At 28.4% G+C, this 20,991-nt stretch carries 21 protein-coding genes; 7 read left to right on the top strand and 14 right to left on the bottom strand.

Annotation, left to right across the window (positions count from 1 at the left end):
* Positions 1–274 precede the first annotated feature (274 nt).
* On the top strand, positions 275–1,120 hold the full coding sequence (locus ACO409_RS03660) for a PhzF family phenazine biosynthesis protein (RefSeq protein WP_485554926.1): 846 nt from the start codon (positions 275–277) through the stop codon (positions 1,118–1,120).
* Between the two features lie 215 nt (positions 1,121–1,335).
* Here ACO409_RS03660 and ACO409_RS03655 read toward each other — a convergent pair whose 3' ends face one another.
* The 7 genes from ACO409_RS03655 to ACO409_RS03625 all read right to left on the bottom strand — a co-directional run bounded on the left by ACO409_RS03655 (position 1,336) and on the right by ACO409_RS03625 (position 7,208).
* The gene (locus ACO409_RS03655) at positions 1,336–1,494 is read right to left on the bottom strand and encodes a hypothetical protein (RefSeq protein ID WP_485554924.1); all 159 of its coding nucleotides are present in this window, start codon (positions 1,492–1,494) and stop codon (positions 1,336–1,338) included.
* Positions 1,495–1,618: 124 nt separating this feature from the next.
* Positions 1,619–3,037, bottom strand: a complete 1,419-nt coding sequence (locus ACO409_RS03650) for an NADP-dependent glyceraldehyde-3-phosphate dehydrogenase (RefSeq protein WP_485554922.1) — start codon at positions 3,035–3,037, stop codon at positions 1,619–1,621.
* A 240-nt stretch (positions 3,038–3,277) separates the two neighbouring features.
* Entirely contained in the window at positions 3,278–4,816 is a 1,539-nt protein-coding gene (locus ACO409_RS03645; protein ID WP_485554920.1) for a coproporphyrinogen III oxidase, read from the bottom strand.
* A complete protein-coding gene (locus ACO409_RS03640) occupies positions 4,817–5,641 on the bottom strand; it encodes an undecaprenyl-diphosphate phosphatase (protein ID WP_485554918.1) in 825 nt (274 codons plus the stop codon). It lies immediately after the preceding gene.
* Positions 5,642–5,776: 135 nt separating this feature from the next.
* A complete protein-coding gene (locus ACO409_RS03635) occupies positions 5,777–6,595 on the bottom strand; it encodes a Cof-type HAD-IIB family hydrolase (RefSeq protein WP_485554916.1) in 819 nt (272 codons plus the stop codon).
* Positions 6,596–6,617: 22 nt separating this feature from the next.
* Entirely contained in the window at positions 6,618–6,749 is a 132-nt protein-coding gene (locus ACO409_RS03630; RefSeq protein ID WP_485554914.1) for a hypothetical protein, read from the bottom strand.
* A 372-nt stretch (positions 6,750–7,121) separates the two neighbouring features.
* Positions 7,122–7,208, bottom strand: coding sequence for a helix-turn-helix domain-containing protein (locus tag ACO409_RS03625; protein WP_485554956.1), 87 nt, complete (start codon positions 7,206–7,208; stop codon positions 7,122–7,124).
* A 338-nt stretch (positions 7,209–7,546) separates the two neighbouring features.
* On the opposite strand from ACO409_RS03625, the gene ACO409_RS03620 reads away from it, so the two are divergent.
* From ACO409_RS03620 to ACO409_RS03595, 6 genes are all read left to right on the top strand, one after another.
* On the top strand, positions 7,547–8,191 hold the full coding sequence (locus ACO409_RS03620) for a hypothetical protein (protein WP_485554912.1): 645 nt from the start codon (positions 7,547–7,549) through the stop codon (positions 8,189–8,191).
* Positions 8,192–8,309: 118 nt separating this feature from the next.
* Positions 8,310–8,894: a hypothetical protein gene (locus tag ACO409_RS03615; protein ID WP_485554910.1), complete on the top strand. Its 585-nt coding sequence runs from the start codon at positions 8,310–8,312 to the stop codon at positions 8,892–8,894.
* A gap of 32 nt (positions 8,895–8,926) precedes the next feature.
* A complete protein-coding gene (locus tag ACO409_RS03610) occupies positions 8,927–9,628 on the top strand; it encodes a hypothetical protein (RefSeq protein ID WP_485554908.1) in 702 nt (233 codons plus the stop codon).
* Between the two features lie 86 nt (positions 9,629–9,714).
* Positions 9,715–10,173, top strand: a complete 459-nt coding sequence (locus tag ACO409_RS03605) for a hypothetical protein (protein WP_485554906.1) — start codon at positions 9,715–9,717, stop codon at positions 10,171–10,173.
* A gap of 96 nt (positions 10,174–10,269) precedes the next feature.
* Positions 10,270–11,412, top strand: a complete 1,143-nt coding sequence (locus ACO409_RS03600) for a YARHG domain-containing protein (protein ID WP_485554904.1) — start codon at positions 10,270–10,272, stop codon at positions 11,410–11,412.
* A gap of 35 nt (positions 11,413–11,447) precedes the next feature.
* A complete protein-coding gene (locus tag ACO409_RS03595; RefSeq protein WP_485554902.1) occupies positions 11,448–13,481 on the top strand; it encodes a hypothetical protein in 2,034 nt (677 codons plus the stop codon).
* A 253-nt stretch (positions 13,482–13,734) separates the two neighbouring features.
* Here ACO409_RS03595 and ACO409_RS03590 read toward each other — a convergent pair whose 3' ends face one another.
* The 7 genes from ACO409_RS03590 to ACO409_RS03560 form a co-directional block, all read right to left on the bottom strand.
* A complete protein-coding gene (locus tag ACO409_RS03590; RefSeq protein WP_485554900.1) occupies positions 13,735–14,448 on the bottom strand; it encodes an ABC transporter ATP-binding protein in 714 nt (237 codons plus the stop codon).
* Positions 14,449–14,492: 44 nt separating this feature from the next.
* Entirely contained in the window at positions 14,493–15,251 is a 759-nt protein-coding gene (locus tag ACO409_RS03585) for an ABC transporter ATP-binding protein (RefSeq protein WP_485554898.1), read from the bottom strand.
* 46 nt (positions 15,252–15,297) lie between these two features.
* Complete coding sequence (locus ACO409_RS03580; protein WP_485554896.1) at positions 15,298–16,419, bottom strand: branched-chain amino acid ABC transporter permease; 1,122 nt, start codon at positions 16,417–16,419, stop codon at positions 15,298–15,300.
* Between the two features lie 24 nt (positions 16,420–16,443).
* On the bottom strand, positions 16,444–17,340 hold the full coding sequence (locus ACO409_RS03575) for a branched-chain amino acid ABC transporter permease (RefSeq protein WP_485554894.1): 897 nt from the start codon (positions 17,338–17,340) through the stop codon (positions 16,444–16,446).
* 493 nt (positions 17,341–17,833) lie between these two features.
* Positions 17,834–18,952: an ABC transporter substrate-binding protein gene (locus ACO409_RS03570; RefSeq protein ID WP_485554892.1), complete on the bottom strand. Its 1,119-nt coding sequence runs from the start codon at positions 18,950–18,952 to the stop codon at positions 17,834–17,836.
* A gap of 94 nt (positions 18,953–19,046) precedes the next feature.
* The gene (locus ACO409_RS03565) at positions 19,047–20,159 is read right to left on the bottom strand and encodes an ABC transporter substrate-binding protein (protein WP_485554891.1); all 1,113 of its coding nucleotides are present in this window, start codon (positions 20,157–20,159) and stop codon (positions 19,047–19,049) included.
* Between the two features lie 164 nt (positions 20,160–20,323).
* Positions 20,324–20,920, bottom strand: a complete 597-nt coding sequence (locus tag ACO409_RS03560; protein WP_485554890.1) for an outer membrane beta-barrel protein — start codon at positions 20,918–20,920, stop codon at positions 20,324–20,326.
* Between the last annotated feature and the right edge of the window lie 71 nt (positions 20,921–20,991).

Genomic DNA, 20,991 nt, shown 5'->3' with positions numbered 1-20,991 from the left:
TTTTGAATATTATTTTTTCCTTTAGAAATTTTATCATTAATGATTTCTTTTTGATATTTTATACAAAAAGTGTATCATAGGTGTATACTTTTTTCAATTTTTTTTTACAAAAAAAGCAATTCATCTTCCACTTATAGAAAGCCTACGACTTCTTGCTATCTTTTTGTTAAAAGAAAATGAGAAAATAGAAACTTTTATGAGATTTTTATTATATGTCTTTACTTATAACAAATTTGATGATACAATTAAACAAAAAAATACAAGGAGATGGACTATGAAGCAATATGTGGTAGATACTTTTACAGATAGAGTTTTTTCAGGAAATCCTGCAGCAATTTGTATACTAGATAAATGGATTTCTGATGAACTTATGATTTCAATTGCTATTGAAAATAATCTTTCAGAAACAGCATTTGCTGTAAAAAAAAATAAAAAAAATTATGATAATACATATAAAACTTATTATGAATTACGATGGTTTACACCAGGCGGAGAAATCGATCTTTGTGGACATGCTACCCTTGCTTGTGCTTTTGTAATTATGAATTATTATGAAAAAAATTTAAAGTCTATTATTTTTGACACACTAAGTGGTGATTTGACAGTAACTAGAAAAAATGGTGATTTATATGAGCTTGATTTTCCAATATATGATTTAAAAAAAGTCAAAGTAACTGATGAAATGATAGAATTATTTGGAAAAAGTCCATCTGAAGCATATTTAGGCAGAGATTTATTGTGTGTGTTTGATGACGAAAATTTTATTTTAAATGCAAAATTAAATACTGAAAAAATTAAAAAATTAGATGGATTGCTACTACATATTACTGCTAAACATAATGAAAGTTTTTTTGACCAAAATATTAAAAATTCATCTGATAAAATAGACTGCATCTCCCGTTCATATGCTCCAAAATTAGGAATTTATGAAGATCCAGTGTGCGGATCAGGACATTGTCATATTGCACCCTACTGGATAAAAAAATTAAAAAAAGAAAATTTAACTGCCTATCAAGCCTCACAACGAGGTGGAACATTATATTGCAACTTAACGCTAAACCAACGAATAAAATTAAGTGGAAAAGCCGTATTATTTGCAATTTCAAATTTATTTTATTGAATCACTCCCACTTTTAAAAGCGGGAGCTTTTTTAGAAATCATTTCCATAATATCAATTAATATATGAAAAAATATATTCAAACCTATTAAAAGTCATATAAACCTAGAGTTTGAGTAAAATAATCGCAGCTTTTAAGTTCAGTTTTAAATAAGTTTTACTGTACATGTATTTTTATTTTTACCTACATAATTTCAAAAGATCATTCTTTGTTTTTTTATTTTATAGGCTCACAACCTATAAACTCTCCTTTTGCTGTATATGTACATAAATTTCCTGCTTTTTTCCCATCACCTTTTGGAATTTTAAAATAAGAACAGCTTGTAATTGATAAAATTGTTAAAACTAATGTTAAAAGTATTGTTATCTTTTTCATAGGAAAATCCTCCTCTAAAATAATTTTTAATTCGTTATTTAAATAGGTTTTAGTATTAGTATAAAATTTTAAAAATAAAATGTAAAAAAAGATGCTTTCCCGAAAGAAAACATCTCTTTAATTTTTATATATCAAATACGATAGATTTAACTCTTGTCATGCTTTCTATACTGTATTTTATCCCTTGGACTCCTGCTCCTGAACCTTTGATTCCTAAGAATGGGAAGCTGTCAGGCCCTCTTTGAGTCTTATTATTTATATGTACTGTTCCTACTTCAAGTTTTTCAGCAATTTCAAATGCTAATGGGAAATTTTTTGTAAATACTGCTGATTGAAGTCCGTATTCTGATTTATTTGCAATTTCTACTGCTTCATCTACAGATTTTACTCTGATAATTGGCAATACTGGTCCAAATGGTTCTTCCCAGGCGATTCTCATATCAGTTGTTACATTGTCAAAAACTACTGGCCAGATTAGATTTTTTTCTCTTTTTACTGTTGTTAATGCTTTTGCACCTTTTTCTTGTGCATCTTTTATTAATCCTTCGATAAAGTCTGCTGATGGAGTATCAATTACTGTTGTAATGTCAGCATTGTCAAAAGGATCTCCAACAGTTAATTTTTCAACTTTTTCTTTTATCAAGTTTGCTAATTTGTCTGCAACTGAATCCATTACAAGTACTCTTTTAATGGCAGTACATCTTTGTCCAGAATAGCTAAATGCCCCTGCCACGATATTTTTAGCAGCATTTTCCAAGTCTGCATCTTCTAACACGATTCCTGCATCTTTTCCACCTAATTCAAGCATAATTGGACGCATTCCAGCAAGTTTTCCAATCTTTTTCCCAATTGGTGTACTTCCTGTAAAGTTTATAAAATTCACTTCTTTATGTTCAATTAAATAATCTCCAATTTCAGAACCTTTTCCAGTTACAGAGTTAAATACTCCTGCTGGAATTCCAGCTTCTGCAAATACTTGCGTCAATAATAATCCACTAATTGATCCTTGTGTAGGCGGTTTGAAAATTACTACGTTTCCTCCAATTAAAGCTGGTGCAATTTTAGATGCTGATAAGTTTACTGGATAATTAAACGGTGCAATTGCAAGTACAACTCCAACCGGCTCTCTTTTTACAGCTCCATATTTTCTCTTGCTTCCTGCTTCAAATCCACCACCATTTACAAATTCTCCAGTGATTCTAAGACCTTCTTCTGCAGCATATCTAATTAAATCAGCAGTTCTTACAACTTCTGAAATAGCGGCTTTAATTCCTTTAGCCACTTCTTTTGCCAAATTTTCTCCAATTTTATCTTTATCTCTTTCAAGAATATCTGCAGCTTTATTCAAATATTCAGCTCTTTCTACAGCTGATAACGCCCTCCAAGCAGGTAAAGCTTTTCTTGCAGATTCCATAGCATAATCAACATCTTCTCTTGACATAGCTGGTACAGTTCCAAGTTCTTCCCCATTTACAGGTGAATAAATAGTTATTGTATTTTTAGAGTCTTTCCATTCTCCATTCACTAAATTTTGATAATTCATCAAAATACCTCCTTGTTTTACATGTCCTTTATTTTGTTATACACTTTATTTTATCATATATTTCACATAATTAATATAGTTTTTTTCATATATTTTCTATTTTATTAATTATTACATCTAATTTTATAGTTTTTAAAACATAAATTTATAAACTAAACTCAAAAAAATATGACTATTTTACTCAAATCCTAAGTTTATGTAATTTTAATAGTTCAATTTTAAATGAATTTAAATATATTATTAAAAATCCTTTTTAAATATCCTTTTAATTTCAAGCTTTTTCCGTTCCAGCCTTTCTTGCAGCTCATTTATCCATACCAGTGGATCTTTAGGATTTACAAGTCTTTTTATATTATCCCGTTTTTTTTCTTTGTCAAACCAGATAAGTTTTGTAATCGCTCCTGCCCCGATTCCAATAATCGTCTTATTCTCCTCAATCATTTCAATATTATAAATCGACTCACATCCTTTTAATGAATATCCAAGATTTTCTCCCCATTGAAAGCTGTTTTTCTGGCGATACATATAATACGGAAAAAGCTCTTTATTTTTAGTAATATTTTCAATTTTTTTATAAATTTTCCCATAATCTAACACATCTTTATGAGTATAATTTTCCTTATTAAGACGGCTTGCATTTTTTAATGCCAAATTATGAATTGTCAAATTTTCCATATTATATTTTGAAATTTCATCCATCGTATGCAAAATATCATCTGTATTTTCACGTGGCAGTCCCAAAATCAAGTCCATATTTATTTCTAGTCCAAGAGTTTTAGCAATTTTGTAAACGTTGTCGAACTGCTCTCTATTATGATAGCGATTTACAAGTTTTAGTGTCTTTTCATTAAAAGATTGCGGATTTATACTGATTTTATTTACCCCGTAACTTTTAATAATTGACAATTTCTCCTCATCCATCGTATCAATTCTTCCAGCTTCAAATGTAAATTCCTTTAAATAATCTAAGTTATAATTTTCCTTTACTGTTTTTAAAAGTTTGTCAATTTCTTTTGCCGTTAAAATCGAAGGTGTTCCTCCACCAATATAAATTGTGTTAATTTTTAAATCCAGTTCCTGTGTTAATTGGCCAATTTCACGGATTTCATGATAAATTGAGCCTATATATTCATCATATCTTTCGGCATATTTTCCACGTAGCAAGTAGGCTGGAAATGAGCAGTATGAACATTTTGTAGGACAAAAGGCAATTCCAATATAAATTCCGATTGTTTCCTTGTCTAAATATGATTCTTGACATTTTACAATGTCTAATAAAAGTTTTCGCTTTTCATCACTTACAAAATATATTTTTTCCAATATTTCATCAATTTCATTATAATCCAGCCCCATTTTTAAAAACCGTCCCACAATCTTTGTAGGACGAACACCTATCAAAATTCCCCATTTATACTTATCCTTTTTGTCAAATAATTCCATTAATGAAGCTTTTGCCATAACTTGTGCCTGATCAAAATATTCATCATTTATCTTCTTATGTGAAAATATTACCTTTTTTAAGATTTTTCCATTTTTTTTGTCAATTAATGCTGTATTTACAATGATTATTTCAACATTTTTACCTTTATTATTTTCCAAACTTTTTAGTTTTCCACAATTTTCTAAAAAGTTTTCCACATTTTTATCCTTTTCAAAATTTACATTAATTTGTACATCATTTTCACTATTTTCAGAAATAATATCATAATTTTCTGGTAAAAGTACACGCACAAATTCTTCAAGTTTATTCTGATTAATCTCAATATTTGCTTTTATCATCTATTTTATAGCTCCTACAAAATAAAGTGCCAATACAATTATTCCAAGAATAATCCGATAATATCCAAATACTTTAAAATCATGCTTTTTAATATAATTCATAAAAATTTTAATAACAGCATAGGCAAATATAAACGAAAGCACAAAACCTAATGCAATTAAAAACCATTCATATCCACTCAATGCTGTCCCCAGTTTTACCAGCTTCAAAAGTGTCGCACCAAGCATTGTCGGAATCGCAAGGAAAAATGAAAATTCTGTTGCAAGAACTCTATTCAAACCAAGCAAAACTCCTCCAATAATAGTGGCTGCAGATCTCGAAGTACCTGGAATCATCGCAAGACATTGAAATAGCCCTACTCCAACTGCAGTTTTTATAGGCATTTGAGTAATTGAAGTAATTTTACCTTCTTTTTTTTCACCAGATTCCAGCCAAATAAGTATAATCCCATAAATAATTAGTGTTACTGCTACAACCAATGAATTAAACAGCACTTTATCGATAACATCATCAAACAATAAACCCAAAATAATTGCAGGAAGTACTGCAATTACTATTTTTATCCACATTTGAACAATATTCATTCGCTGACTTTTACTAAGCCCTTTTGCAAATGGAAAAATTCTTTTCCAGTAATATACAACTACTGATAAAATTGCCCCCAACTGTATAATTATCTTAAATGCATTTGCAAATTCCTCATTTTTTGATAATTGTAAAAATTGATCTACAAGTATCATATGACCTGTACTGCTGACAGGTATAAACTCTGTAAGTCCTTCTACTAGACTTAAAACAAATACTTTAATAATGTCTATAAACATAATAATTTCCTTTCCTAATATTATTTATACTAAATCCCATTTGAAAAATAAAAGATTTTATCTATTTCTTTCAAGAAATCAAGATCCCATTAAAAAGAATTTTCAACAAATCTATTATTCTAATGGAAAATAATATTATATTTCAAAAAATTTCTCAATTACTGTTTTTAATCCATGTTCCACATTTGAAGTTGAAATAAACTTAGAAATATTTTTAATTTCGGGAATTGCATTTTCCACAGCTACAGGCATTCCCGCAAATTCAAGCAGCGGCTTATCATTTGCACTATCTCCAACTGCTATCATTTCTTCAGGCTTTATATTTTCAATTTCTCCTAATTTTTTCAATGTCTTTCCTTTATCCACATTTTTATTGGCAATTTCTAAAAATATTGGTTTTGAAATGGCAATAAAATAATCGTTTCCGTGAACTTTATTCATATATTCTTGTGCCTTTAACACTTCTTTGGGATTTCCAACAATCATACATTTTGTTGTCATATTAATTCCTATTTTTTCCAAATCTTTAAGTGAATCAAATTTCTGGAACTTCATTTTGCATTGATCCGCTTCATACAACACTTCTTCTGATGCTTCACTCCCATAAACTGTGTCACCAGCATATAAAATCATCGGAATATTTATTTTCTTTGAAGCATTGTAAACGTTTTCAATATCCTTTTTTCCAAGCCCTTCATGAAAAATCACTTCATTTGTCTTTATATCAATTAACTCCCCGCCATTAAATGCTAAAACATAGCCTTCATACTTATCCATCTGAAGTTCTTTTGCATACTCAAGCATCGCATAACTAGGTCTACCGCTTGCAAGTACAAATTTAACACCTTTCTCCCTTTGCACTTTTATAATTGCCTCAACATTCTCCTTTGTTATTTTATGCTTTTCATCTAACAACGTTCCATCCATATCAGTCGCAATTAACTTATAATTCATAAAATCCTCCCACTCTCTTTATTTATAATAATTTTACTAACTCATTCAAATCTTCTTCCGTTGTTGCCCAGCTTGTCGCCAGTCTTATCACTGTGTGATTTTCATCATATTTTTCCCAAAATGAAAAACTTACGTTTTTTTCCAGTTCTTCCATTTTTGTATTTTCAATTATGATAAACTGCTGATTTGCAGGTGATTCAAGATAAAATCTGTAATTTTTTTCGTGAAGAATATTTTTTAATTTTTCAGCTAAATCTATTGCATGTTTTCCAATCCTGTCTTTTTTTATTTTCTTAATATTCCAACATCTTTTATATTCAATGCCACATTGTAATCTCTATCAATTTCAATTCTACGGCACTCATATTTATAACTTCTTTCTGATGATTTTAATTATTTTTTTATATTTACATATTTAATGCAAGTTTTCGACGATGAAAACCACCTGTTTATTTTCAAAAATTTATTTTTACTTTTCAAACTAGCAGGTGTAATTATTTTGTTTTTTCCAATCTCTTCATAAATTTTATTCATAGTGTACAAACTTGTTTATCAATAATTCCTGATCTTTATTTGGATAAAATCTGTACTTGAATGCTAAATTATATTTCATAAAATTACACCTCCTTTTGATTTTAAATATTATTTTCAACTATTCCTTTAGAAATTTTATCATTAATGACTTTTTTTCAATATTTATACAAAAATTGTATCATAGATATATCCTTTTTTCAATTTTTTTACAAAAAAAAGCAATTCATCTCCCTCTTATAAAAAACCTACGATTTCTTGCTATCTTTTTGTTAAATAAATAAAAAAGTCTAACTCAATAAATCCCCTTTATTAAATATCTATTATATTAAAATTTTTTTCTAAGCAAAAAAAAAAAAAAAATAAGGCTTCTGATATATAATATAAGCAAAACAATTTAAAGAACTAAAGGAGACAACTATGAAAAAATTATTTTTAATATCAATGCTATGTTTAACATTCACAATTCCAACCAAAGCAGATTTCTGGAAAAAATTAAAGAACGCTGTAATAGGAACAGATGCGACATCTTCATCAAATAGTTCTGGAAAAACTGGAGGAACTAGGGGGTATTTAGTAAAAGATGATTGGGAAAATAAAATTGTAAATCCTTTTGATAAAAATGATTATAAAAATGAAGATGATATATATGGTGCAGAAAGAAATTCTATATACACTTATAGAGATTTACAAGGAGTATCAGAAAAAGTAAATTATGTAGAATGTAGAATGAAACCAGGAGGATTCTTACATGAAATTGGACGTGAAACTTTTTATGGATATGTTAAATTTCCAGTATACTGGATTCAGAGTTCCAATATTTTAGGATGCTTTGAAAGAGATAAATCAGGAAAGGAACAAGAAATTGTAAGTGATATTTATTTTGATCACAATTTAGCAATGTATATTTGGGATAATCAATTAACAGTACAAACACTAGCTATGAAAAATGGAAAAGTTGCTAAAACTCAATTTCCTTACTACGATTCTCGACATCCTTATTTCGATTCACAAAATCCTGGAACTGAAATTTTTATTAATGGGCAAAAAGTTAATATTAAATAGGTATTTAAATCTTTTGTTATTTTAAAGTGATGGAAACTGGGAGAAATCTCAGTTTTCTTGCTTAAAATTATTTAATCAAGAAAGATAAAAAAATTGATTTTATAAAAATGGAGGAAATATGAAAAAAATTATAACTTTATTTATCATTTTAGCTATGTTTACTATATCATGTGGAAAAAAGGTAAAAGTAGATGAATCAAAATGTCTTACGCCAGAAGGATTAAATGAAATGTTAAAAGAATACTATAGTCATGCAGGTGGTCCTTATGGAAATACTGATTCCTTTGATGAAAATTATGAAAGATTTCTTCAAATACATGCTACTATCGGTTGTGAAATTAATAAAGGAAATGTAAAAGAAAAATTTGAAGGTTTTGAAGAATCTAGAAGAGCATCAGGAAAACAAAATTTAGTATCAACTGATAAAGCAACATATCCACTTGATATATTAAAAACTTATAAACTTAATCTTAAATATAAAACATTTGAAGAACAAAGAAAACATATAGATGAATATGCACAAATGCAAAAAGAATTAGAAAACTTAAATCCAAATAAATTAGAACAAGAAACAGTTAAAACATATAATGAAATTTCAAAACTTATTTCTAAAGAAAATCTAAAAAATTCTGATGTCTCATTAGTGGGTCCAAATGTAAATGTAGCACATATTTTACAAGGGGATTATGAATGGAATTACTAAAAAAAATAAATTAAAGAAAGGAAAGAAGAAATATGAGCCATTTTATAACAGTTATTAATGATTCTTCATTAATAATGAAATTTATATTTTTAGCAGCAATATTGCTGCATATATTTATTATATTTAAAGCAGCAAGACAAAAAGCTGACGAAGGGATAACAAAAGGAAGAATATGGATTACATACGCTGTAATTTACTGGTTAGTAGGATTTATTGGAGGTACAGTTATAAGTCTTTTGATAATACTTATTTTACAAGGCATTTTTGCCATTTTAAACTTTTTAAATTATGCTCATATAGAAGAATCAACTATTTTTATGATTGGATATTCTTTACATGCAGTAGCTAATGCAATTATTTTTACAGTATTAAATAAACGATATCTAACTTCGGAAAAAAATGTAGGTAGAGAAGAAGCTACAGATACAAAACAATATATACTTTTGCTTTTAAAACTAATTGGAATTGGAGTTTTAGCATTTTTTGGATTATTATTTGCTATACCATTAATTTTATTTGCCGTAACAGTTTATGTACTATTTAAATTACTAGGTATCACAAGTTTCGTAGCTGGAATGGCATCAAATAGAATTCAAGAAGTTCAAGATGATATTGATATGGCTGCTTATAAAAGACAACAATACGGAGTTCATAATAAAAACGAAAGAATTATTTCTGATTTAGAAGCACAACAAATTAAAGAAAGAATGGATAATAGAAATAAAAAATTTTAATATTAAGTCTTTTAAACAGAGGGTATACTTTATTAAATTAAAAGAAAATAATTTAAAAAAATAATAAAAAAAAGGAAGTGAAAATAATGAAAAAATTATTATTAGTCGGATTGTTATTAGGAAGTTTTGCGTTCGGACAAACAATCGTAACAAAAAAAGGAAGCTATTGCACAGGAATTACATCTGTTGGTGGAGATCATGGTTCTGGAGCGGGAGAATTTTTTAGATTTTATAAAGTTTGTAATATTAATGGCAAAGAATATAATGATGTGGCTCTTGGATATACTTGGGGAAGAAGTGATAATGTAGAACCATATAAATTTTTCAATAAAAAGTTAAAAGCTAATCATAAAACATACTTTAAAGCAGGTACGAAATTAAATTTTGAAAAAAATTATGATGTAGAAATGCGTGGAACAGGTTATTCAAAATCATCTGATCTTGGATTTGAAAATGTTGGATTTTTTGAAAGAACTGTAAAAAACTATTTTGGTTTTGAAGCCGCAGATTATAAAAAATTGCCATTTACTGATGAAATAAAATAATTTTGATAAAATTTTGAAAAGAAAATTTGGGATTGTAGAATAAAAATTATAAATATGAACAGTCCACAAACTACTAAAGAAAGGAAATTTTAAAATATGAGAAAAGTATCACTCACAATTCTTATTTTAGCATTTATGATATCTTGTTCAAACCAAAATAAGGATAATAATACAAATGACCATGAAAATCAATCTGTTACTTATACAAAACCACAAAATCCACAAGGAGCTACAGTCGCATTAAATTCAACTGACTTTAAAGTTGACAATGATTTTATTTATTATAAAGGGGCAATTTTTACAGGAAAAATTACATTTGATCTTCCGCAAAAAAGTGGATATTTCTTTGTAAGCAACGGAAAATTGCAAGGAGAAACTGAAATAGATTATAAATTGACTGGAACCAAAAAAGTGCAAGTTTATGAACAAGGAAAGCTTATGCAGCTCACTCAGACTGAAAATAATGTAACAACTGTGGTAGATTATTCTGATGATCCTGCTTCTATTGATAATAGAAAAATTGTAAAAGTAGCTACAAAATATGATAAAAACTCATATTCAATGGATTTTTCAAATTCAGATGGAGAAATTCAAAAAAATGGAAAAACTTTGAAAAATTTAGAAATAGGTGAAGATAATTATCAAAAATATGTAAGCGGAGTATTTGAAGAAAATGGTGGTGTTTATAAAATCTATTATAACTTTAACAATTCAACTGGAGAAGTTTCTGAAACACAGTACAAACTTGATTCTAAAAATGAAAAAAGTGAAATATTATCTGGTATTAGAAAATTAAATGAAATTAATATGGTTCTTGAAAATGGAATGACTTTATTCAACCGAGTAATGTCATCTACTGGGGAAAGTGCCGCTCCTGCTGCTCCAACTCCAGTCCCAGGACAACCTGCCACTCCAGCTGCTCCAAATGCAGCAGCTACTGCTAATCCAAATCCACCAGCACAACCTAATCAAGATGAAGATTTAGCAACATTAGATAGAGTTTATGATGAAGTAATGCATAAAAATAATGAAAATATATTAAAAACTTTTTCAAAACAAAAATTAGGATATATACGAAATACTTTATTTGCTAAAAAAGGATATATATTTACAAAAAATCTTGAATATGCTAATTATTTTTCTAAAAAAAGCTGGTATCAAGGAAGATATAATACAGATGATATTTTAAATCCAGAAGAACAAAAATTTGTTATTATAATAAAAAAATATGAAAAATAATAAATTATTTTATTTATATAAAAATAGGAGGGAAAATGGATAATAATAAAAATATAGAAAATAAAACAAATAATCAAAATACCAATAACTTGATAGAAATCGGAGAAATAAAATTATTATTTTGGTTAAGTGCTGTAATATTCGTAACATTAGCAATTATTCTTATAAAAGTAATCGGAATATTAGGACAGCTTATGAGCGGATTTGGTGGAATGATCGGAGGAGCTGTTAACGGGTTCAACTCCATGAAGTTATTGCTTTTTCTTTCAGTAATTTTTGGGATTGCAAGTATAATAAATATTGTTGTAATATTCAATATTCGTTCTAAAGCATTAAATTCAAATAATTTAGAAAAAATGAATCTTCCAAATTATGTAAATCCTTTTAGACTGGCAATATCAGGGATTATAATTCTTGCTATATCTCTTTTGTCTATGATGGGATTAATACCAGAATTCCTTGCAAAATTAGTTGCAATTTTAGGGTTAATCGCTTTAATCGCTTGTATTGTATTTTCTGTGCTTACACTACTAAAAAATTATCCTATTGTTTTTTCACAAAATAATAGCGGTAATGTTGATAATAACACAGTTCAAAATCCAAATCCAGAAAATAATCAAAGTCAGCTAGTTAATAGTTCAAATACAAGCAATAATTCTGGAAATATTTCACAATCAGGATTTTTAGACAACATTTTGCAAAAAGATAATGAAAGCAATAAACTTTTTTTGAAAATAATATTTTGGTTGTCTTCAGCGGGCCTTGCAATGCTTCTTTATGGTGGAATAAAGGCTTTAAATTTATATTTTAATGCAAAAAAAACTATTTCAGAAGCTAATTCAGGTTCTTTGGACAATTTGTTTAGCAGTGGAATAAATACTGCAGGAGAAGGAATGGGATTCATTTCAACAGCAAAAATGTTACAAAGTATTTTAAATTTAATAATAATTGCTGTGATTGCAGTTACCGTTTTAATTTATTTAAAAGCAAAAAAAGAAAATAAAATTGAAAAATTAAAAAATCTAAATTATTATTTTATTTATGCATTTGGAATATTTGGACTTATGGAAATGTATGCAGTAAATGGCATTATAAAAGTATTTACTTCCTTATCAGGAATGTTTGGAGCAGCAACAGGTTCAGCACCAAATTTTGATTTTGTAAAACTTTCTTTAATATTAACTTTAATAGCTTCATTAGGTTTGGTAATAACCAATTACTTTATTATTTTTAAAGGAAAAAATGTAGAAATTAAAGACATAAAATCAGAACTAAATAATGGAATGGAAAAAATTAACGCAATAAATCCTGAAAAGAAGAAAAAATATACTATTATTGGAATTGCTGTAATAGGGATTATTGCATTGTATTACATTTTCACAAATTTCATATTTTTACAAAATTTTGATTTTAGTAAATACTATACAGTTAGAATTGATGGAGCTTCTGGAAATGCAACGATAAAAGATTATCAAAATCCTAATTTCCCACTAGAAACTGCAAATGATAATGCAGAAAAACCAAATAACGAAGAAGAATTTGCAAAAGAAGCAGGAATTACATTTAATTTTTCAAAAACAGAAGGAATACAAAATGGAGATACAATAGATGTTGAAGTTTCTTACAATAAAGATGTAGCCAAAAAATTAAAAATCCGTCCTCAAAACAGTAAATTTAAAATAAAAGTTAATGGACTTCTTGAATATGCAAAAAATGCTAATCAAGCAAAAGATCTGAAAAATTACATTACAAAACTTGCACAACGAAAAATAGAATTACAAAAAGATGAAGATTCTTCTAATAATTCTAATTTAGCAGGAATTTACTATAAGCAGGATGAAAATGGAAATTTATCAGTTAAATATTTTATTCAAAAAGTATTTACTGGATTTTTGGGAAATACTGAATCTTTTGAGCCAGTAGAAATTGGACAAATAGTTTTAGATAAAAATAATAATATTACTTCTTCCGAAGAAATAGAACCTAACTCTTTTTCTTCAGAAAAATATAATAATGCAGGAGAAGTTCAGGCTGCAATGAGTTCACAAGGATATACCTTATTAAATTAGCACATAAAAAATACTTTAAAACACCCTAAAACGAAAAATCTTTTGTACTATGCTCACCCCTATTTAAAATTGAACTGTTAAAAATTGTATAAGCTTGAAGTTTATACTAAACCCTATTTGAATATAGTGTTAAACTGGGATTTCTCCCAGTTTTTTTATTTTCAATTTCCAAAAAAATTTTTCAAAATAAAAAACCATCCCAAGAAGTCCAAAAACTTCTCAAGACAGTTTTTTTAAAACAAATATTCTATTTCTATCCTCCTAGATAAGCCTTCTTAATTTCAGGATTTGTAAGCAGTTCCTTACCTGTTCCTTCTAATATAATTTTTCCAGTTTCCAGAACGTATCCTCTATCTGCGATTGAAAGTGCCATATTGGCATTTTGTTCTACTAACAGCACGGTTACATTTTCTTCCTTATTAATTTTTTCAATAATATCAAAGATTTCTTGTACTAATAATGGTGCTAATCCCATTGATGGCTCATCCAATAATAGTAACGACGGATTTGACATCAAAGCTCTTGCCATTGCTAGCATTTGCTGTTCTCCTCCACTCATTGTTCCTGCCAGCTGTTTTTTACGTTCAGCAAGTCTTGGAAATAGTGAGAACATATGTTCCATATCTTTTTTTATTTGATCTATATCATTTCTTGTGAATGCTCCCATTTCCAAGTTTTCTAATACAGTCAGCTCTGTAAAGATTCTACGTCCTTCTGGCACATGTGCCATTCCACGGCTGACTAGCTTATATGCATCAATATTTGTTGTATTTTCTCCATTTAGAGAAATTTCTCCTGATTTTATTGGTACAAGCCCTGAAATAGCATGAAGTGTGGATGTCTTGCCAGCTCCATTTGCACCAATTAAGGAAACAATTTCACCTTTTTTTATTTGAAATGAAATGTTTTTTATAGCATGAATTCCGCCATAGTAGACATTTAAGTCATTTACATTTAAAATATTCACATTTCCTCCTTTTTGCTAATTTTATTAATTTTATAACTTCAATTTTATTCTCCCAAATAAGCTGTGATAACTTCCTTATTATTTTGTATTTCATCTGGAAGTCCTGAAGCAATAATTCTTCCAAAATTTAGCACATATAATCTTTCACAAATTCCCATTACTAGATCCATATCATGTTCAATTAACAAAATCGAAATCTTAAATTTGTTTCTTATAAATCCAATCGTATTCATTAATTCCTTCGTTTCATTTGGATTCATTCCAGCTGCTGGCTCATCTAACAGCAATAATTTAGGATTTGTTGCCAAAGCCCTTGCTATTTCCAATTTTCTTTGTTGCCCATAAGACAAGTTTCCAGCTGTAATATTTGCCATTTCAGCCATGTCAAAAATATCTAGTAAATCAAGTGCCTTGTCTGTTACCTCTTTTTCTTCCTTCCAAAATCTAGGAAGTCTAAAAATTGCTTCAAAAGTATTATAGTTCATACTGCTGTTAAATGCCAATTTTACATTATCCAATACAGTCAATTCCTTAAATAATCTTATATTTTGAAATGTTCTAGCAACTCCCAAAGCAACTATTTGTGGAGTAGTTTTTTTGTTTATACTAATTTGATTTATAGAAATATCTCCATCTGTAGGCTTATAAACACCTGTAAGCAAATTAAATATTGTTGTTTTTCCAGCTCCGTTTGGACCAATCAATCCAATCAGTTCACCTTCCTTTATTTCAATATTTACATCATCAACTGCTCTTAGCCCTCCAAAAGATATTCCCAAACCTGTCGTTTTTAATAATGACATATTTATATCTCCTATTTTACTTCTTTTTTTATTTTTTTAAAAATATTTAATTTTCATCTTCTTTATTTTTACCATTTTTGTGATCTCTGATTCGCTTAATTCTTCTTTTTGTGCCTGCAAATGTAAATTCCTTCGTACCAAAAATTCCTTTTGGACGGAAAATCATTAACGAAATCAATATAATTGCATAAACTAAATATCTAAATTGTGAAACATCTCTTAACTTTTCGTTCAACAATGTCAAAATTGCTGCAGCAATAATTGCTCCTGTAATACTTCCAAGCCCTCCAAGCACTACCATAACAAGAATTTCTATTGAAAATAAAAATCCAAACTTATCAGGCGTCAAAATTCCTACATTATGTGCAAATAGTGAACCTCCAACTCCAGCAAAAAATGCTGAAAGTGCAAAGCCATAAAGTTTTACACGATTTAATTTAATTCCAATATTTTCAGCCGCAATTTCATCTTCTCTAATTGACAAAATTTCTTTTCCTTTTCGTGAAGTCATAGCCATTGCAATTATAATAACTGAAATAACTACAATGAAATATGTATTTGAAAAACTCAAAAGTGTCGGAATATTGCTAAGTCCAGTCGCTCCACCCAAAAAATCCAGATTTTGAATAATATATTTTACAATTTCTCCAAAAGCAAGCGTAATAATTGCAAGATAATCTCCTCTTAGCCTAAGTGTACTTCCACCAACCAAGAATCCAAACACAGCTGCAATTAACCCACCAAATAATGATACCAAAATTAATTGTAAAAATGGCGGTAAATTGTAGTGTACTAATATTTTTGAAATAAATGCCGCTGAATATCCTCCAATTGCAATAAATCCAGCTTGTCCCAAGTTAAGCTGTCCCATAAGTCCAACTGTTATATTTAAACTTACTGAAAATAATACATATATTAGGATATTTATATAGACTCCCTTTGTATAACTGAAAGGGTCATTTGGATTAAAAGTAAAACTTAGAACAAAATAAAATACAATTATCAAAAGAAATGTAGCAACATAATTTTTTACGTTTAATTTGTTAAAATAATTTAAGTCATTCCATTTGTAATTTTTTGTTTCTTTATCTTTTTTAGACTGTTCATTGTTATTCTTTTCTAAACTAACTAAATTTTCTGTCTTCATATCTTTGGTATTTTTTTCCATTTTTTTAATTTCCTCCCTTCTAAGTTATACTTTTTCCTTCATATTTTTACCAAATAATCCATTTGGTCTGAAAATCAATATTAATATAAGCACTCCAAATACAATTGGATTTGCCCAAGTTGTAAGTGATGAACCTTTTACATATGCTTCAAGCAATCCCAAAACATATCCACCAACCATGGCTCCAGGAATACTTCCAATTCCTCCAAATACAGCCGCAATAAATGCCTTCAGCCCTGGTAACATTCCCATATACGGTTCAATTTGCGGATAAACAATCGCATACAATGCTCCACCTAACGCACCAAGTCCAGAACCAATCGCAAATGTTATGGCAATAGTCTTATTTACATTAATTCCCATAAGTTGTGCCGCTCCTGTATCTTGCGAAACCGCTCTTGTAGCTTTTCCCAATTTTGTCTTTTTAATAAATAAATTTAGAGCTACCATACATATTATTGTAATCACAATTACAAATATTGTAAGTGTACTGATTTGTAAAAATCCTAGCTTCATTTTGTTATCATTTGATAAGAATGCTGGAATATATTTTGGATCAATAACTTTTGGATTTGCACCAAATATTATAAGTGCCAAACTTTCTAACAAAAAGCTCATTCCAATCGCTGTTATTAATGCTGAAATCTTAGGTGCATTTCTAATCGGTCGATACGCAAAAAAGTCGATTACAACTCCCAATATCGCACATAAAATGATTGATAAAATAATAGCCAATATTAGTGGCATTCCATTTGACACAGCGATAAGCGTAATATAAGCTCCTATCATAAGTATATCACCGTGTGCAAAATTTATAAGTTTAACGATTCCGTAAACCATTGTATATCCCAAAGCGATCAGGGCGTAAATACTTCCAGTTTGCAGTCCGTTAATAGTTTGTTCAATAAAACTCTTTAACATAATTTTAAACTCCTATACTTTCTACTTATACAGTTTATTTTTATTTTTATTTTATATTTCTTTTTATCTTAATACTTAGGCAACCTAAAAACTATAGTAAAACTGATTTAAAACTAAACTCAAAAGTTATGACTATTTTGCTCAAACCTTAATTTATATGATTTTTAATAGTTCAATTTTATAAAAATTTTTATATAGTCTTAAAGTTGCTTACGTATATTATCTCATTTGTTTTAACTAAATTTCACAAAACCAAAAATACATATCTAAAAAATAAAAACTCTTTTAGATAAAAAAAGTTCTAGATTTTGTTAAAAGAATGAAAAAATCCTTAACAACCGAACTTTATAATAATTATTATTTTTTATATGTTATATTAGATATATTCAATAATCTAATTTTTTTATTTCGGCAAGGGGAGCTAACCCCTTGCTTTAAAATATTTGTTTTATTAAATTTTGTATACTTCTAATTCATGGATAATTCTATTATTTTAGAATTTTTCTTTTAATTTAAGTTTTCCACCTTTTACTTGAATGAATGTAACTTTCTTTTCAGGGTTTCTTTCTGAATCATATTTTAATGAACCTGTAACAAGGTTTGTTCCAGTAAAGTTTTTAATTGCATTTTTAATTTCATCTTTTGAAGAAAGATCTTTTACATTTTTCAATGCAGTTTCTAAAATTGTTCCAGTATCATATCCTAAAGCTGCAAAAATAATTGGATCAGCTTTATATTCGTTTCTATATGATGCAATGAATTTTTGAACATGTTGATCAGGATCATCTGGTGCAAATTGACTTGCAAAAATTGCTCCTTCTGCAACTTTTCCAAAGTTAGTTTGGATTCCATCCCATCCATCTCCACCCATAAATTGAGCGTTTATTCCAAGTTCTTTTGATTGTGTCAAAATTAATCCAATAGTATTATAGTAATCAGGTACAAAAATTACTTCAGGATTATATCCTTTCACTTTTGTAAGTAATGCTCTAAAGTCTTTATCATCAGCAGTGTATTGTTCTTCTTTAACTTGGATTCCTTCTTTTTTAGCTTGTGTTTTAAATGCATTTGCAAGTCCAACAGAATAATCACTACCTGTATTTGTTAATACTGTAACATTTTTATAACCTTTTGATTTTGCATATTTTGCAACAACAACACCTTGATAAGGATCTGTAAATGTTGTTCTAAATACAAAATCTTTATCTTTTGTAATATCAAATGCAGTTCCAGTTGCTGTAATCATAGGAATTTTTGCTTCTTGTGCAAGTGGTGCAATTGCAAGAGATGGTCCAGATGTAACTTCTCCCATAAAAATATCAATTTTATCTTGTGAAACCATTTTTTTAAATGCATTAATTGCTTCTTGTGCATCTCCCTTACTATCTGCAACAACAAGTTCTATTTTTTTACCGTTAATTCCACCAGCGGCATTTATTTCTTTTACTTTTAATTTAAATCCATTAATTGCACTTGTTCCATATTGTGCCACATTTCCAGTTAATGCTCCAATAACACCAATTTTTATAACATTTTTATCTTTCCCAGTTTTAGCTCCACAGCTAAGTACAAATAATGCCAATAATGAAATTAAACATAATATCTTTTTCATAATTGTTCTCCTTTACAAAATTTATTTTTATACTTAAAAATAATTTACTTAGAATTTTTGTTTTCCAATTCTTATTTTTTAAATTTTTTTACTTTTAGAATTTTTCTTTTAATGTAAGTTTTCCACCTTTTACTTCTATAAATGTAACTGCTTTTTCAGGGTTTCTATTAGCATCAAATTTTAATTTACCAGTTACTAAATCAATACCACTTACATTATTCATGGCTTGTCTTATAGATGTTCCCGACATATCTTTTGTAGATTTTAGAGCTGTTTCTACAATTTCTACGGTATCATAACCAAGTGCCGCAAACATTATTGGATCTTTTTTAAATTTAGCTTGATAAGCCTTCATAAATTTTTGAACATTTTCAGATTTATCGTCTGGAGAAAATTGACTTGCAAAAATTGCTCCTTCTGCAACTTTTCCAAAGTTAGTTTGGATTCCATCCCATCCATCTCCACCAAAATACTGTGCATTAATTCCCAAATCTTTAGCTTGAGAAATAATAAGTCCAATAGTATTGTAATAATCAGGTATAAAAATAGCTTGCGGATTTTGTCCTTTTACTTTTGTCAAAATTGCTTTAAAGTCCTTATCATCATTTGTATATTTTTCTTCAGTAATAGTTATTCCATCTTTTGCAGCTTGTGCTTTAAATGCATTTGCAATTCCTACAGAATAATCATTTGAAGAATTTGTCAATATTGCAACTGATTTTACACCTTTTGATTTTGCATATTTTGCAGTAGCAGTTCCCTGATAAGGATCTGTAAATGTTGTTCTGAATACAAAATCTTTTCCTTTTGTAACATCAAGACTTGTAGCTGTTGCTGAAATTAAAGGTACTTTTGCTTCTTGTGCAAGTCCTGAAATAGCTTGTGATGTAGCTGACATAACTTCTCCAATTACAACATTTACTTTATCTTGCGAAACCATTTTCTTAAAAGCATTTACTGCTTCTTGAACATCTCCCTTACTATCTGAAATTATAAGTTCAATTTTTTTCCCATTAATTCCACCTGCGTTGTTAATTGCATCAACTTTCAGTTCAACACCTTCTTTTACTGCAATTCCATACTGTGCATAATTCCCAGTAAGAGGTGCAATAACTCCAATTTTTATGACATTGCTATCAGCAGCCTTTTTTCCACATCCAACAATAAATGCCGTGACTAACAGCATCATTAGCAATACTTTTTTCATACTGTCATCTTCCTTTCTACTTTAATGTTTACATATTTATGTTTAATATTATACCACAAAAGGATAAAGAATTGAAATGATTTTTAAAAATTTATACAAAAAAACTACTACTTTCGTAGTAGTAAAAAATATTTTTTTTATTATTCAAATATATCAAACTGTTATTAATTTCCTAAATTGAAATCATAACCTACACCAAGAGATACTCTTCTGTAGTTTGCATTATATTTAGAACTAATACCTAGAGGTCCTTCATATTTGTATTTACCTTGGTTTTCTTTATACATAAGTTCTACGTTTACGTTGTTGAAGTTAATTCCTCCACCTACTCCGTAATATAATCCATTTTGAGCTTTGAATCTTCCTAAAGAACCATAGTCATGATTTCCATTGTTGAATGAGAATCCTAAATCACCTTTAACATAAGGTTTTACAACTGTTTGTGTATCAAAAGTATATTTTGCTGTTGTATAAACTGGGAAAGAGTCAAAGTTCTTTTCATTTTGTCCTTTTATTTTATCTTTCAAATCTTTATGGAATTGGAAAGCTGTACCTCCACCAACTTCTAATCCAGGAACTACTTCATTTCTATATTCAACTCCGATTTCTCCTGAACTGTTTTTAACTTTTTGATCTTTATAATTTTTTCCGTAATGGTACTTTCCACCAAAATCTATTCCACCTTTAGCTTCAATTTTTCCAGTATCTGCAAATGAAGCTGCTCCTAAAACTAAAAACAAACCAATTAATGTTTTCTTCATAATTAATCACCTTTCTCTTTTTAAAGTTTTCTTCAATTTGTAATTCATATTCTGCTTATAAATGCAAAATA

The sequence above is a fragment of the Leptotrichia sp. genome (assembly GCF_057270615.1).
Note: the sequence above shows the minus strand (reverse complement) of the source record. Positions and strands in the feature narration are given on the sequence as shown.

What these genes read in the sequence shown, in the direction of transcription:
- ACO409_RS03660 (WP_485554926.1), top strand. Translation starts at nt 275, where the DNA reads ATGAAGCAATATGTGGTAGATACTTTTACAGATAGAGTTTTTTCAGGA.
- ACO409_RS03655 (WP_485554924.1), bottom strand. Translation starts at nt 1,494, where the DNA reads ATGAAAAAGATAACAATACTTTTAACATTAGTTTTAACAATTTTATCA.
- ACO409_RS03650 (WP_485554922.1), bottom strand. Translation starts at nt 3,037, where the DNA reads ATGAATTATCAAAATTTAGTGAATGGAGAATGGAAAGACTCTAAAAAT.
- ACO409_RS03645 (WP_485554920.1), bottom strand. Translation starts at nt 4,816, where the DNA reads ATGATAAAAGCAAATATTGAGATTAATCAGAATAAACTTGAAGAATTT.
- ACO409_RS03640 (WP_485554918.1), bottom strand. Translation starts at nt 5,641, where the DNA reads ATGTTTATAGACATTATTAAAGTATTTGTTTTAAGTCTAGTAGAAGGA.
- ACO409_RS03635 (WP_485554916.1), bottom strand. Translation starts at nt 6,595, where the DNA reads ATGAATTATAAGTTAATTGCGACTGATATGGATGGAACGTTGTTAGAT.
- ACO409_RS03630 (WP_485554914.1), bottom strand. Translation starts at nt 6,749, where the DNA reads ATGGAAGAACTGGAAAAAAACGTAAGTTTTTCATTTTGGGAAAAATAT.
- ACO409_RS03625 (WP_485554956.1), bottom strand. Translation starts at nt 7,208, where the DNA reads ATGAAATATAATTTAGCATTCAAGTACAGATTTTATCCAAATAAAGAT.
- ACO409_RS03620 (WP_485554912.1), top strand. Translation starts at nt 7,547, where the DNA reads ATGAAAAAATTATTTTTAATATCAATGCTATGTTTAACATTCACAATT.
- ACO409_RS03615 (WP_485554910.1), top strand. Translation starts at nt 8,310, where the DNA reads ATGAAAAAAATTATAACTTTATTTATCATTTTAGCTATGTTTACTATA.
- ACO409_RS03610 (WP_485554908.1), top strand. Translation starts at nt 8,927, where the DNA reads ATGAGCCATTTTATAACAGTTATTAATGATTCTTCATTAATAATGAAA.
- ACO409_RS03605 (WP_485554906.1), top strand. Translation starts at nt 9,715, where the DNA reads ATGAAAAAATTATTATTAGTCGGATTGTTATTAGGAAGTTTTGCGTTC.
- ACO409_RS03600 (WP_485554904.1), top strand. Translation starts at nt 10,270, where the DNA reads ATGAGAAAAGTATCACTCACAATTCTTATTTTAGCATTTATGATATCT.
- ACO409_RS03595 (WP_485554902.1), top strand. Translation starts at nt 11,448, where the DNA reads ATGGATAATAATAAAAATATAGAAAATAAAACAAATAATCAAAATACC.
- ACO409_RS03585 (WP_485554898.1), bottom strand. Translation starts at nt 15,251, where the DNA reads ATGTCATTATTAAAAACGACAGGTTTGGGAATATCTTTTGGAGGGCTA.
- ACO409_RS03580 (WP_485554896.1), bottom strand. Translation starts at nt 16,419, where the DNA reads ATGGAAAAAAATACCAAAGATATGAAGACAGAAAATTTAGTTAGTTTA.
- ACO409_RS03575 (WP_485554894.1), bottom strand. Translation starts at nt 17,340, where the DNA reads ATGTTAAAGAGTTTTATTGAACAAACTATTAACGGACTGCAAACTGGA.
- ACO409_RS03570 (WP_485554892.1), bottom strand. Translation starts at nt 18,952, where the DNA reads ATGAAAAAGATATTATGTTTAATTTCATTATTGGCATTATTTGTACTT.
- ACO409_RS03565 (WP_485554891.1), bottom strand. Translation starts at nt 20,159, where the DNA reads ATGAAAAAAGTATTGCTAATGATGCTGTTAGTCACGGCATTTATTGTT.
- ACO409_RS03560 (WP_485554890.1), bottom strand. Translation starts at nt 20,920, where the DNA reads ATGAAGAAAACATTAATTGGTTTGTTTTTAGTTTTAGGAGCAGCTTCA.